Origin of the sequence: Kitasatospora sp. NPDC101155, assembly GCF_044768305.1 — a bacterium.
Classification (GTDB): domain Bacteria; phylum Actinomycetota; class Actinomycetes; order Streptomycetales; family Streptomycetaceae; genus Kitasatospora.
In genome coordinates this window covers 60,192-72,186 of sequence record NZ_JBIWPN010000016.1, presented here as the reverse complement: position 1 = coordinate 72,186, position 11,995 = coordinate 60,192, and the positions used below count along the sequence as shown (strand labels likewise).

At 73.4% G+C, this 11,995-nt stretch carries 12 protein-coding genes and 1 pseudogene; 6 read left to right on the top strand and 7 right to left on the bottom strand.

Features of this window, described 5'->3' with window-relative positions; translation table 11 throughout:
• The first annotated feature begins 140 nt into the window (after positions 1–140).
• The gene (locus tag ACIRYZ_RS24545) at positions 141–752 is read left to right on the top strand and encodes a hypothetical protein (protein WP_402947604.1); all 612 of its coding nucleotides are present in this window, start codon (positions 141–143) and stop codon (positions 750–752) included.
• Positions 753–830: 78 nt separating this feature from the next.
• On the opposite strand, the gene ACIRYZ_RS24540 is transcribed toward ACIRYZ_RS24545, so the two are convergent.
• Both ACIRYZ_RS24540 and ACIRYZ_RS24535 read right to left on the bottom strand, forming a co-directional pair.
• The gene (locus tag ACIRYZ_RS24540) at positions 831–2,015 is read right to left on the bottom strand and encodes a serine hydrolase domain-containing protein (RefSeq protein WP_402947602.1); all 1,185 of its coding nucleotides are present in this window, start codon (positions 2,013–2,015) and stop codon (positions 831–833) included.
• 82 nt (positions 2,016–2,097) lie between these two features.
• The gene (locus ACIRYZ_RS24535) at positions 2,098–2,994 is read right to left on the bottom strand and encodes an alpha/beta hydrolase (protein ID WP_402947599.1); all 897 of its coding nucleotides are present in this window, start codon (positions 2,992–2,994) and stop codon (positions 2,098–2,100) included.
• 117 nt (positions 2,995–3,111) lie between these two features.
• Here ACIRYZ_RS24535 and ACIRYZ_RS24530 point away from each other — a divergent pair, with 117 nt between their 5' ends.
• A complete protein-coding gene (locus tag ACIRYZ_RS24530) occupies positions 3,112–4,173 on the top strand; it encodes a helix-turn-helix domain-containing protein (protein ID WP_402947596.1) in 1,062 nt (353 codons plus the stop codon).
• A gap of 19 nt (positions 4,174–4,192) precedes the next feature.
• Here ACIRYZ_RS24530 and ACIRYZ_RS24525 read toward each other — a convergent pair whose 3' ends face one another.
• The gene (locus tag ACIRYZ_RS24525; protein WP_402947594.1) at positions 4,193–4,876 is read right to left on the bottom strand and encodes a TetR/AcrR family transcriptional regulator; all 684 of its coding nucleotides are present in this window, start codon (positions 4,874–4,876) and stop codon (positions 4,193–4,195) included.
• Between the two features lie 145 nt (positions 4,877–5,021).
• On the opposite strand from ACIRYZ_RS24525, the gene ACIRYZ_RS24520 reads away from it, so the two are divergent.
• Complete coding sequence (locus ACIRYZ_RS24520; RefSeq protein WP_402947591.1) at positions 5,022–5,507, top strand: nitroreductase family deazaflavin-dependent oxidoreductase; 486 nt, start codon at positions 5,022–5,024, stop codon at positions 5,505–5,507.
• Here the strand turns inward: ACIRYZ_RS24520 and ACIRYZ_RS24515 are convergent.
• On the bottom strand, positions 5,504–6,031 hold the full coding sequence (locus ACIRYZ_RS24515) for a GNAT family N-acetyltransferase (protein ID WP_402947588.1): 528 nt from the start codon (positions 6,029–6,031) through the stop codon (positions 5,504–5,506). The genes ACIRYZ_RS24520 and ACIRYZ_RS24515 overlap by 4 nt on opposite strands.
• Before the next feature lie 273 nt (positions 6,032–6,304).
• Between ACIRYZ_RS24515 and ACIRYZ_RS24510 the strand changes: the two genes are divergently transcribed.
• Entirely contained in the window at positions 6,305–7,009 is a 705-nt protein-coding gene (locus tag ACIRYZ_RS24510) for an HAD-IA family hydrolase (protein ID WP_402947585.1), read from the top strand.
• On the opposite strand, the pseudogene ACIRYZ_RS24505 reads toward ACIRYZ_RS24510, so the two are convergent.
• Both ACIRYZ_RS24505 and ACIRYZ_RS24500 read right to left on the bottom strand, forming a co-directional pair.
• Positions 6,984–7,190, bottom strand: a pseudogene (locus tag ACIRYZ_RS24505) (DUF2199 domain-containing protein); the annotation flags it as partial. The gene ACIRYZ_RS24510 and the pseudogene ACIRYZ_RS24505 overlap by 26 nt on opposite strands.
• A gap of 48 nt (positions 7,191–7,238) precedes the next feature.
• Positions 7,239–8,984, bottom strand: coding sequence for a penicillin-binding transpeptidase domain-containing protein (locus tag ACIRYZ_RS24500; protein WP_402947582.1), 1,746 nt, complete (start codon positions 8,982–8,984; stop codon positions 7,239–7,241).
• Positions 8,985–9,350: 366 nt separating this feature from the next.
• On the opposite strand from ACIRYZ_RS24500, the gene ACIRYZ_RS24495 reads away from it, so the two are divergent.
• Both ACIRYZ_RS24495 and gndA read left to right on the top strand, forming a co-directional pair.
• A complete protein-coding gene (locus ACIRYZ_RS24495) occupies positions 9,351–9,614 on the top strand; it encodes a hypothetical protein (RefSeq protein WP_402947581.1) in 264 nt (87 codons plus the stop codon).
• An 83-nt stretch (positions 9,615–9,697) separates the two neighbouring features.
• Positions 9,698–11,143 (top strand): NADP-dependent phosphogluconate dehydrogenase, encoded by a 1,446-nt coding sequence (gndA, locus tag ACIRYZ_RS24490; RefSeq protein WP_402947578.1) that lies wholly within the window; start codon positions 9,698–9,700, stop codon positions 11,141–11,143.
• A gap of 46 nt (positions 11,144–11,189) precedes the next feature.
• Here gndA and ACIRYZ_RS24485 read toward each other — a convergent pair whose 3' ends face one another.
• Positions 11,190–11,888, bottom strand: coding sequence for a uridine kinase (locus ACIRYZ_RS24485; RefSeq protein WP_402947577.1), 699 nt, complete (start codon positions 11,886–11,888; stop codon positions 11,190–11,192).
• Between the last annotated feature and the right edge of the window lie 107 nt (positions 11,889–11,995).

Genomic DNA, 11,995 nt, shown 5'->3' with positions numbered 1-11,995 from the left:
TTCTGCGCCATGACGGGGGCCTTGCCGCAAGGCCCCCTGGGCGCGGTACTTTGGTAGTGGCAAGGAGTCGCTGACCTCCTTGCCTTTTCGTTTTCCCGCGGCGCGGACACCGCGTCCACCTCGACCGCGGCAGCACCCTCTTGTACGACGACTGGATCGACCTGGTGGTGGACTTCCTCGCGTACGAGCGCTCCCGTGACGACCGTCCGATCGTGCTCTACGGGCTGAGCGCCGGCGGCATGGTGACCTACTACGTCGCCGCCCGGGCTCCGCGCGACACCCCGGCCGGCATCGTCGGCAGGACCTTCCTCGACCAGCGCGAGCAGGTCGTGCGCGATGAGACCGACCACGACAAGCTCTCCTCCCGGGTGGGCGGCCCGCTGATGGGGCTGCTGCCCAGGACACCGGCCGCCGGGCTGGAGTTCGTCCGGGAGAAGCTGGACTGGATCCGGTCGGTCCGGTGGTGGCTGATGGGAGAGACGGGCCGCAGCAGGGAGGGCATCGCCGAGATCGAGCCGGTGCGGGCGCAGGAGCCCGACCAGTGGGACCAGTCACTGGCCTGGCTCCTGGAGCGGGACGGCCGGGTGGACGAGGCCGTCGAGGTGCTTCGGACCTCGATGGAGCTCGGGTCGGCCCGGGAGCTGGCCCTCCTCCTGATTCGCCAGGGCCGCGCGGCCGTGGCCGTCGCCGACTTTCCCACCGTGGCCGCCCAGCGGGAGGCGATGGCCCGTTGGTGGAGGCGCAACCGCTGATCAGAGGGAGGACGCTGCCGCCGGCGGCAGCGTCCCGCCGCGTTCCGCGCGGGGCTGATCGGGCCTGCGCGGCCGCGCCTAGCGGCCGTCCGCGGGCCGGGCGGGGCCGTCGTGGCCGCACATCGCCTGCCGGTACAGAGCCGCGAGTGCCCCGTCGATCGGGTGGGGCTGGGGCCGACCGGAGGCGTCAGGGCGGTTCCAGCGCTGGAGGTTGACCGCCGCGGACAGCTGGCGCGTGCCGTCGGCCCTGGTCAGCGAGATCGTCCCGGCGCCCCAGGCGGAGCCGTCGTGGCCCCAGCAGGTGCCGCAGCCGAGGTCGGCCCGGTGCAGGCCGAGGCCGTAGTCGATGGTCGTGCCGTCGAAGGCGCGGACCGGGACGGTGCACTGCATCTGCGCCAGTGAGTGACGGCTGACGATCCGTCCGTCGAGCAGGAGGGCGAAGAAGCGGTTGAGGTCGGCCATGGTCGACACCAGCGCGGCGGCCGGGCCCACCCAGGACATGTCGTAGTCGCTGTAGTCGCGCGGCGGGTCGATCTTCCCGTAGAAGGACTCGTACATCCGCGGGTGCGGCCCGTCGAGGGACGGCCCGGTCGGGAACCCGGTGTCGGGCAGGCCCGCGGGCTCGATGACGTCCCGGGTGATGCACTCCTCGGCCGCGACACCCGTCACCAGCTCCAGGAGTTGGCCGAGCAGCAGGTAGTTGGTGTTGGAGTACACGCCCGTGGGGCCGCCGGGTTCGCCGACGGGCGGCGCGGCGAGGCCCAGGTCGATCAGCTCGACCGGGTCGAAGTGCCGGTAACGGCTGTCGTCCAGGCTCTCGGTCGAGATGTCCGGTACCGAGGGGAAGTTCCGCAGGGACGGGTACGCGTACGGGAGGTAGTCGGCGAGGCCGCTGGTGTGGTTGAGCAGCATCCGGACCGTCACCTTCCGGCCGCGCTCGCCCGGTACCAGCCGCGGCAGCACGTCGCCGATCGGCGCGTCGAGCGCTATCCGGCCCCGCTCGACCTGCCGCAGGACCGCGGTGGCGGTGAAGGCCTTGGTGACGCTGCCGACGCGCTGACGCAGCTCGGGAGTGGCGGGGCGGCCGGTGTCGAGGTCGGCCACCCCGGCGGCGCCGCGCCAGACGCGATCGGCGGCGCGGACCTCGGCGAACACCGCGGGCACGCCTGCGCGGTGGACGCCGTCCAGGGCGGCCTGCAGGCGGGCGGGATCGAGGCCGGTCGAGGGGGAATCCGCTTCGCAGAGCGGCAGTCGGAGGTCCATGACGGGTGTCCTTCCAGGGTTGGTCTCGGGATTGACGTCGGGGCCGGCGTCGGGATCGACGGGTGGGGCACCGCGCCGTGGGTCAGTCCGCCAGCGCGCGGCGCAGCACGGCGCCGAGCTCGGCGTTCTGCCGCTGGGAGACCTCGGCGGACACGACCGCCTGCGAGCCGTGGAAGGTGCCCGGCCACTGGTGCAGTTCGACGGACACACCCGCCTGCAGCAGCCGCAGCCCGTAGCCGAGGTCCTCGTCGCGGTTCGGGCACAGCTCGGCGGTGGCGATGTAGGCCGGGGGCAGGCCGGACAGCTCGGCCGCCCGGGCCGGGGCGGCGTACGGCGTGGCCGGCTGGGCGCCCAGGTAGTGCCGCCAGGCCGTCGTCGCCTTGTCGCGGTTGAACCAGGGCGTGTCGGTGAAGTTCCGCGCCGACCAGGTCTCCTGTCGGTCGTCCAGCGCCGGCTGGTTGAGCAGCTGGAAGCGGATCGCCGGCCCCCGTTCGTCGCGCGCCCGCAGCGCCACCGCGGCCGCGAGCCCGCCGCCCGCGCTGTGGCCGCCGACGGCGATCCGGTCCGGGTCCACGCCGAGCTCGGCCGCGTGCTCGGCGGTCCAGCGCAGGACGGCGTAGGCGTCGTCCAGGGCGGCCGGGAACGGGTGCTCGGGAGCCAGCCGGTAGCCCACCGAGATCACCACCGCGCCGGAGCCCGCCGCGATCCGGGCGGCCCAGGGGTGTTCGGTGTCGACGTTGCCCATGACGAACCCGCCGCCGTGCAGCCAGATCACGGCGCCCCGCGCGCCGTGCGGGGAGTAGATCCGCACGGGGACGTCCGGGTCGCCGGGCACCGTACGGTCCTCGACCTTCAGTTCGCCGGTGTCCGGGGCGGGCACGGCGGCGGCGAGTTCGGCGAGCAGGCCCCGCGCGGCCGGCGGATCGGTCAGGTCGGTCTGCGGGAACAGCGGGATGAATGCTTCGAGTTCGGGATCCATGCGGACCATCCTGGCGGCCGTCCGGTGGCCGGTCACCCGCCGTTCGTCGCGCGTCCCGGCCCGATCGCGCGCCGACCGGCGCACCCGCAGCCGGGCCCGCCGCCCTATCCTGCTGCCATGGAAGCACTGGCCGTACGGCTGTCGGGACTCGATCCGTACGTCGACGGTGCGATCCGCATCGTCGGCTTCTACGACACCTTGATGCGCCGTCGGGTGGACCTGCCGGCGCTCGCGCGGGCCTCGGCGGGCCTGGCCGAGTGCCTGGCGGGCATCCGGCTGCACGGCGCGGGGCGGGTGATCCGGGTCTCGCCGTACGGCACCGAGGCCACCACCGAGCCGTCGCCCGCGTCCAGCGAGGTGCCGGTCACCCTCGACGACGAGGAGATCGGCACGGTGTGGCTGGAACGCCCCGGCCCGCCGGGCCCGCTCGACGAGGTCCTGCTCGACCGGCTCGCCATCGCCGTCGCGGCCGCCGTGGAACGCTACGGTCCGGCCCGCACCACCATGGCCGACCCGGCGCTGGTCGAGCTGGCGATCAGCGCCGACAGCGACGAGGCGGCCAGGGCACGGGCGTTGCGGCTGCTGGGCTTCGCGCCCGGGGTGGCGCTCACCGTGGTCGCGGTCCGTACGCAGCTCCCGCCGGCCGCGGGGCTCCCGCTGCTCCCGCTCGACCGGCTCGGCGTCCTGCTCTGTCCGGACCGGCCGGTGAAGGCGGCGCCGCTCGGCGAGGTCGGCGTCATCCTGGCCACTGCCCCGGATCCGGCCCGGCTCCCGGACGGGGTGCGGGCGGGCCTCGGCGAACCCGGGAGCCCCGAGCGCTCCTGGCGGCAGGCCAGGACCGCCCTGCGCTTCACCACCGCGCGCGAACCCGCCCTCCACTACGGCGAGTTGGGTGCGCTGGCGCTGCTGGCCGAGGTGCCCGCGGCCGCCCTGCGCGAGAACGCCGACGTCACCGCCGTCGCCCGGCTCGCCGCCGGTCCGGAGGACCTGGAGACCCTGGACACCTACTGCGCCACCGGCTCCCTGCGCCGCGCCGCCGAGCTCCTCCACCTGCACCACAGCAGCGTCGCCCGTCGGCTCGAACAGATCGCCAGGGTCCTGGAGTTCGACCCCACCGACCCCGCCGGCCTGACCCGCGCCAGGCTCGCCCTCGCCGCGCGACGGTTGCTGGGCGACTGACCGGCGGGGAGACGTCCGGTCAGAGACCGAGGCTGTCGGCGGTCTGTTCGATGGTCCAGGCGAAGAAGTCGTCGGCGGGGTCGAAGGAGCCGACCAGGTGGCCGTGGAGTTCGAAGCCGATCAGGCCGATGAGCTGGACCCAGGCGGAGACGGCGCGGGCGAGGGTGTGCTGGGGGAGCCCGGGGGCGAGGGTGGCGGTGAAGCGGGTGAGCTGCTCGGGCAGGGCGCCCCGGGGTGTGGGGCCGGGCGGGGTGGGGTTGAGGGGGGCCTCGCGGACGAGGCCGAACAGGGCGAGCGGGAGCCGGGCGGCCGCCTCGATCGTGGTCTTCGGGGCGGCGTAGCCCGGCACGGGGGTGCCGTAGATCAGGGCGAACTCATGCGGGTTGGCGCGGGCCCAGTCGCGGGTGGCCTGCCAGAGCGCCCGCCAGCGCTCGCGGGCGGGCGCGTCGGCGGTGGCCGCGAGGGCCTGCTCGGCGGCGTCGCCGAGCTCGGTGTAGGCGTCCATGATCAGCGCGGTGAGCAGCTCGTCGCGGCTGGGGAAGTAGCGGTACAGGGCGGAGGAGACCATGCCCAGCTCGCGGGCGACGGCGCGCAGGGACAGCTGCTGGGCGCCCGCCGAGGCGAGTTGCCGACGGGCCTCCTGCTTGATCTCGCGGGTGAGTTCCTCGCGGGCCCGTTCGCGGGCGGTCCGGATCGCTGGCATGGGGACAGCCTGCCACAGATTCAGAGCGGCGCACATGAGTGAGAGCACTGCTCTTGCTTTGCGGGTCTCCCACTGCCATGCTGAAGACGTCGCCGAGAGCAGCGCTCTCGAATAGAAGCGGCAGTCACGGAATCGAGGGAGTCCGATGTCCCAGCCCGCGCAGTCGCCCAACCCCGCCACCCGCGAGATCAAGCCCACCACCCGGCTCGGCACCGCCGCCAACAACGTCGTCCACCGGATGGTCGCGGGCCTCACCAAGGCCGGCCTCAGCCTCTGGGGCTCCCGGGTCCTCGCCGTACGCGGCCGCAAGAGCGGCGAATGGCGCACCAACCCCGTCAACCTGCTCACTCACAACGGCGAGCGCTACCTGGTCGCCCCGCGCGGCCACGTCCAGTGGGTGCGCAACCTGCGGGTCGCCGGCACCGGCCAACTGCGCGTCGGCCGGCGCGTCGAGACCTTCCACGCCACCGAACTGCCCGACGCCGACAAGCCCGAGGTGCTGGGCGCCTACCTGCGCCGCTGGAAGTGGGAGGTCAGTTACTTCTTCGACGGCATCGGCGCCGACGCGCCCACCGAGGAACTGCTGCGGATCGCCCCCGGCTACCCGGTCTTCCGGATTTCGGGCGATTAAGCAGGAGTCGGCAGCAGATAGCGCAGCTTGCCGGCGTCGGTGCCGACCAGACGGCCGCCGTTGGCCTCGATCACCCGCCGTGAGGCGGTGTTCGACTCGTCGCAGGTCAGCAGCGCCTGGGAGATGCCGAGCGCGGCGGCGACCGGCAGGGCGGCGGCGAGCATCGCGGTCGCGTGGCCCCGGCGCCGGGCGCTCGGCCGCACGTCGTAGCCGATGTGCCCGCCGACCCGCCGCAGCCTCGGGGTCAGCCGGTGGCGGATCGCGATCCGGCCCAGCAACTGGTCGCCGTCGGCCCACCAGAGCGTCGTCATCGGCACCGCCGCGTCCGCGCGCATGCCCGCCTCGGTGCGCTCGGCCAGGACGCGCGCAACGTAGCCGCCGAAGGCGGCGGGGTCGGTCAACGCGGGCGGGTCGACGTCGGTGACGAACCACGGGACGGGACGGCCGAGTTCGCCGTGGAACTCGGCCACCGCCGCCAGGAACGAGGTCCGCAGACGGACTGTCGGATCGATCAGTTCAGACATCCTGCCATGATGCCGATCAGCCCGGATTCTGGGGCTCAGTTCCCTTGCCGGAGCTCCTCCCGTTCCGCGCCGTCGAGCGCCGCCGCCCGGCGGCGGCGCTCACCAGCGGACGGCCGGCTCGATTCTCTTGATCATGGCTCAGATGATGGCAGCCACTCCCGGCCCGGGCAAGCGATTTTTTCCGTACCCGCACCTTCGGCTCTCCCGGCCCTCCCGGCCGTCCTCGCCCGCCCGGTACCGTCGCGGTAGGACCGCGGAGGAAGGACACCCGCCATGCACCAGCGCACCGCCGACGAGGAACTGCCGCCCGGCTACCGCGGCCTGATCCTCGACTTCGTCGGCGTCCTCACCGAGGGCGTCCGCGAGGCGACCGGCGCCTGGGCCGTGGCCGAAGGGCTCGACGCGGACGCCTGGCGCCGTACCCTGACCACCGACCCCGTGGTGCGACAGCTCTACACCGAGCTGGAGCACGGCCGGCTCGGGCAGGCCGAGTGGAACGCCCGCACCGGGGCCGTCCTCGGGGTCGACGGCGACAACCTGATGGGCCGGGCCTGGGCGGCGGTCCGCCCGGCCGCCGACATGGTCCGACTCGCCCGCGAGGCCCGCCGCGCCGGGTACACCGTCGCGCTGCTCTCCAACAGCTTCGGCCTGGACCCGTACGACCCGTACGCGGCGACCGGCGTCTGGGAGCTGTTCGACGTCGCGGTGGTCTCCGAGCGCGAGGGCATCGCCAAGCCGGACCCGGCGATCTACCGCACGGTCCTGGACCGGATGAGCCTGCCCGCCGGCTCCTGCGTGTTCGTCGACGACCAGCCGGCGAACCTGGTCCCGGCGGCCGAACTCGGCATCACCACCCTGCTGGCGGACGGTCTGCCCGGGACGGCGGGACGCCTGGCACGCCTGCTCGGCCTGGACCTCGGTGGCCCGGCTGCCGGAGGGAAGGCACAGGCGGTCACCGCGGATGCAGCACGGCCCTGACGATCTCGCGGACGCGGTCCTGGCTGATCCCCTCGCGCTGTTCGACGGCGAGCGGGTGGTCCGTGGGCTCCAGCTCGATGAACGGCCGCTGCCCGACCGGCCGAGTGTGGGCGTTGGTCTTCAGGTTGACGGTGCTCGGCGAGTAGACCGGCAACTCGGTGGTCAACCAGCCGAAGTGCGGCGGCGGCCCCTGGCCTCGGGGCCGCCGCCGGGGGGGGGAGACCCTCCGTCAGCCCTTGCCGCCGCCCGCCTTCAGCACCTGGGCCGCCGCCACACCGGCCGCGCTGTTGCCGTGGCCGCCGCCCTCGACCTCGGCCGCGACGGCGAGGTCGTTGCGGTAGGCGATGAACCAGCTGTTGGTGGCCTGGCCGGAGCCCGCCTCGGCGGTGCCGGTCTTGGCGCCGATCTGGCCGCTCAGCCCGGACATCGGGGCGCGGGCTGTGCCCTGGGTCGCGGTCCTGGCCATCATCGCGCGCAGATCGCGGGCGACGTCGGCCGGCAGCTTTCCGGTCGCGGAGACGCGTTTGACGTCCTCCCGCAGGACGGGCTGACGGAACGTTCCGCTCTGCACGGTGGCGGCCACCGAGGCCATCAGCAGCGAGTTCACCTGGATCTGGCCCTGGCCGATGTACTCGGCGGCAGCCTCGTCCTTGCTGCCCGGCACCGGGATGGTGGCGTCCCGGCTCGGGATGCCGATGTGCCACTGCAGGCCGAGGCCGAACTGGTCGCGGGCCACCGTCGCGAGCGTGCCCGGCTGCAGCTTCTCCAGGCCCTTGTCGACGAAGCCGGTGTTGCAGGAGCGGGAGAAGTCGTCGGCGAGCGTGTAGGCGGGGAAGTCCCCGGGCTCGTCGTTGTGCCAGGCCCTGGGGGAGTAGGTGGTCTCCTTGCACGGCACCACGGTGTCCGGACTCACCCCGGCCTCCAGCAGCGCGGCCGAGGTGATCACCTTCATCGTCGAGCCCGGCGCCTGCCCGCCCCCGACCGCGCGGTTGAAGCCGCCCTGCGGGGCGTAGGCCATCGCCAGGATCTGCCCGGTGCTCGGCTGGACGGCCACCAGCGAAGCCGGCTTGCCGCCCGCCGACTGCTGCTTGACCGCCTCCTCGGCGACCTGCTGGAGGTCTGCGTCCAGGGTGAGCGTGACCTGCGGCGCACTCGGCGGGGTGAGGACGAACAACTGCTCCGGATCCTGTGGTCCGCCGCCGCCGGACAGCACCACGGCCTGCCCGGTGACCACCTTCGCGCCGTCGGCGGGGGCGATCTGGGGCAGCACGCCGCGCAGCGACGGGAAGGCGTCCAGCGGCCGACCCTTGCGGTCGGTCGGCTTCGACACCGCGTTGGGCAGCGGCCGCACGGCGATCGTCCTGCCCGCGGAGAACTTTGGGTGGACCACGCTCGGCGCCCACCGCACCAGCGTCCGCCCGTCCGCGGCCCGCATCACGCCCAGGACGTTGTCGTACTCCCAGGCCTCCGTGGCCCCGTCGAACTCCGCCCGCACCTTGAAGCCGACGGCGGGTTCGCTCGGGGTGCCGGACGAGGCCGGGCCCGTCCCGGTCAGCGCGAGCGACTTGGTCGGCACCCCGTCATGGAACGCGGTCAGCGCCATCCGGGCGGCCTCCGGACGGTCGGTCAGACCGGCCGCGGCCGTGAAGTCCCCCCGGCCCCAGGCCGCCAGGAAGTCCTTGGCGACCGCCTCGGCCTGCTCGGTGCTCGGCGGCTGCTGCGGCGACGAGGTCGCGGACGCCGCCTTGTCGCCGCCACCGCCCCCGGAGGATCCGCCCGACACGGCGTTCACCAGGTTGTACGCGCCGTACCCGCCGACCCCGACCAACGCGGCGAACACCCCGCCGACCGCTACCAGCACGACCCTCCGCGTGGTCGAGCGGCGCCGCGGCTCGTCCTCATGCTCCGGGTGGTCCCCGTCATCGGCGTAGCCGGTGTGGTCGATGAACCCTGTGTGCTCCTGCTCCTCGTGCATCCTGCTCTGTCCCCCCTGCGTATGTCCTGGTCATGGGCCCGCCCCCGCCCCCACGCCCGTACCGCGTGGTCGGGTGAGGGGTCGTTCGGGCCCGGACCAGCCTAATACCGCAGTCGTCTTCCATGATGATCGGCCCTGAGAGTGGGCTCGGTCAGGGCACCGGCGGCCGCCGGCACCGGCGGTGACGCGGACGCGGATCGGCGGCGAAACGCTGGACCCGTTCGTCCTGTCCCGCGGCTCGTGACGGGTCCCGTTCGACCGTGCCGCCGTTTCCGTCCGGGTGCGGGAACCTCGAACGTCGGGAGAATCGATGTGTGGGGGACGGCCCCGGCTGCGCCGCAGGCGTCTACGTGAGAGGACCATGCCATGCCCGACTTCCACCCGAAGCACGATCACCTGATCGTCAAGCCGATCGGGGGCGCGACACCGCAGGACCCGGAGAGGTGGAAGGGCGAGGTGGTGGCGGTCGGGCCCGGCCGGCAGCTGGGGAGCGGCAAGCCGCACCCGGTGGACGTCAAGGTCGGCGAGAAGATCCTCTTCAACAGGTTCTCCGGATCGGAGATCGAGGTGGAGGGGCAGGCGTACGTCGAGCTTCCCGAGGACGAGGTCCTCGCGCTCTCCGCGGAGTAGGGACAGGGCGACGGGCGCACCCGGCACCCGACGTCCTCGATCCCGACGGCCCCAGGCCCCCGAGACCTTTGGAGATTCCCGCCATGACCGAGCAGTCACCCGCCCGGATCGGCGTCACCGGACTGGCCGTGATGGGCCGCAACCTGGCCAGGAACTTCGCCCGTCACGGATACCGCGTGGCTGTGCACAACCGCACGCAGGCGCGGACCACGGCGCTGCTGGAGGAGTTCGGGCACGAGGGCGAGTTCCTGGCGGCCGGGACCACGGAGGAGTTCGTCGCGGCCCTGGAACGCCCCCGGCTGATCGTGATCATGGTCAAGGCCGGGGCACCGACCGATGCGGTCATCGACGAGCTGGTGCCACTGCTCGACGAGGGCGACGTGGTGGTGGACGGCGGGAACGCGCACTTCCTCGACACCAGGAGGCGGGAGGCGGCCCTGCGGGAACGCGGACTGCACTTCGTGGGCAGCGGGATCTCCGGTGGCGAGCAGGGCGCGCTGGAGGGGCCGAGCATCATGCCCGGCGGTACCGCGGAGGCCTACCGGGTCCTGGGGCCGTTGCTGGAGGACATCGCGGCCAAGGTCGACGGCAAGCCCTGCTGCACCCATGTCGGACCGGACGGCGCCGGTCACTTCGTCAAGATGGTCCACAACGGGATCGAGTACGCCGACATGCAGCTCATCGCCGAGGCGTACGACCTGCTGCGGCACGGCGCGGGACTGCAGCCCGACGCGATCGCCGAGGTCTTCCGGAGCTGGAACGCCGGGCGCCTGGAGTCCTATCTGATCGAGATCACCGCCGAGATCCTCGCCCACACCGATGCGGCGACCGGCAAGCCCTTCGTCGACGTCGTGCTGGACCAGGCCGAGCAGAAGGGCACCGGCCGCTGGACGGTTCAGAGCGCGCTGGAGCTCGGCGTGCCCGTGAGCGGGATCGCCGAGGCGGTCTTCGCCCGGGCGCTGTCCGGCAGCGTGCCGCTCCGGCAGGCCGGACGGGGGCTGCCCGGCCCCACCGAGACGTGGCTCGACAGCGCGGCGGCGGACCGGTTCGCGGACGACGTCGAGCAGGCTCTGTACGCCTCCAAGATGGTGGCCTACGCCCAGGGCTTCAACCAGATCCAGGCCGGCAGCGCGGAGTACTCCTGGCAGATCGACCCCGGCGAGATGGCCGTGATCTGGCGCGGCGGTTGCATCATCAGGGCTCGGTTCCTGGACCGGATCCGGGCCGCGTACGAGGCGGACCGGGAGCGTCCCACGCTGCTGACCGACGCGCACTTCCGGGAGGCGCTCGGTTCCGCGCAGTCGGCCTGGCGACGGGTCGTCTCGGTGGCGGCCCAACTGGGCGTGCCCGCCCCCGGCTTCGCAACCGCGCTCGCCTACTACGACAGCCTGCGGGCGGAGCGTCTTCCGGCCGCACTGGTGCAGGGACAGCGGGACTTCTTCGGCGCGCACACCTACCGCCGGGTCGACCGGGACGGGATCTTCCACACCCGCTGGGAGGTCGAGGGCCGCCCGGAGGAGCAGCGCTGATCCATCAACCCTCTTGCGGACAAGGGCACTTCACCGGGCGTCGTCGTCAGTCCCCGGGGACGGTGAGATCGGCACGCGCCGGCATGTCCGTGGCGGTCAGGTAGTACTCCTCGACGGCCCGCCAGTGGGTGAGCCAGGCCTCGCGCTGGGGCCGCAGGTCGGGACGGGCATGCACCCGGCGCAGACACAGCTCGCTCGGGGTGTCGACGAAGACGGTCAGGTCGTAGAAACCGGCCAGCTCCGGCCGGGCAGTCAGCACCCCTTCGACGATCACCACGTCCGCCGGCGGCACGCTGCGCGGCCCGCCGGCCCGAAGGGCGTTCGCGTCCCGGTCGAACTGCTCGTAGCGAGCCGGCCGGCCGTCGGAGAGCGGGACGAGGACCTGATCGCGTAGCCGCTGCCACTCGAAGAGCCAGTGGTAGCCCTCTTCCGGTTCCATGGAGAGGCGTTCGTGGCAGGGCATCGGGTGGAAGAAGTCGTCGCCGTGCACCACGACCGCGTGTCCTGGCCCGCCCAGGTAGGCGGCCACCGCGGCCGCGAGCGTCGACTTTCCCGCTCCGGCCCGGCCGTCGAGGGTCACCAGCACGCAGCCGTCCGTCGCCCGCGCCGTCACGGCCGCCGCGATTCGCTCGACCGGTCCGCGGGCCGGCGGCGCGCTGTACGGGCGGCCGGCCACCTCGGGCACGGGAACGTGCGGTGCCGCAGCCTGCGGCGCACCGGTGCCGGATGCCGAGGTGGTGCCCATGGCTCGCCGTCCTTCGGATGTCCGCTGCCGCATGGCGTCGGGACCGGGGCCCGGTGTGCGCGGGGCGCGGCCGGGCGCCGGAGCGGGTCGCGGCCGTTCCTTCGTCG

Bases quoted from the DNA above. Each gene is read 5' to 3' on its own strand.
- ACIRYZ_RS24525 (WP_402947594.1), bottom strand. From the start codon at position 4,876: ATGCCAGCGATCCGGACCGCCCGCGAACGGGCCCGCGAGGAACTCACC.
- ACIRYZ_RS24500 (WP_402947582.1), bottom strand. From the start codon at position 8,984: ATGCACGAGGAGCAGGAGCACACAGGGTTCATCGACCACACCGGCTAC.
- ACIRYZ_RS24535 (WP_402947599.1), bottom strand. From the start codon at position 2,994: ATGGATCCCGAACTCGAAGCATTCATCCCGCTGTTCCCGCAGACCGAC.
- ACIRYZ_RS24540 (WP_402947602.1), bottom strand. From the start codon at position 2,015: ATGGACCTCCGACTGCCGCTCTGCGAAGCGGATTCCCCCTCGACCGGC.
- ACIRYZ_RS24485 (WP_402947577.1), bottom strand. From the start codon at position 11,888: ATGGGCACCACCTCGGCATCCGGCACCGGTGCGCCGCAGGCTGCGGCA.
- gndA (WP_402947578.1), top strand. From the start codon at position 9,698: ATGACCGAGCAGTCACCCGCCCGGATCGGCGTCACCGGACTGGCCGTG.
- ACIRYZ_RS24495 (WP_402947581.1), top strand. From the start codon at position 9,351: ATGCCCGACTTCCACCCGAAGCACGATCACCTGATCGTCAAGCCGATC.
- ACIRYZ_RS24515 (WP_402947588.1), bottom strand. From the start codon at position 6,031: ATGTCTGAACTGATCGATCCGACAGTCCGTCTGCGGACCTCGTTCCTG.
- ACIRYZ_RS24520 (WP_402947591.1), top strand. From the start codon at position 5,022: ATGTCCCAGCCCGCGCAGTCGCCCAACCCCGCCACCCGCGAGATCAAG.
- ACIRYZ_RS24530 (WP_402947596.1), top strand. From the start codon at position 3,112: ATGGAAGCACTGGCCGTACGGCTGTCGGGACTCGATCCGTACGTCGAC.
- ACIRYZ_RS24510 (WP_402947585.1), top strand. From the start codon at position 6,305: ATGCACCAGCGCACCGCCGACGAGGAACTGCCGCCCGGCTACCGCGGC.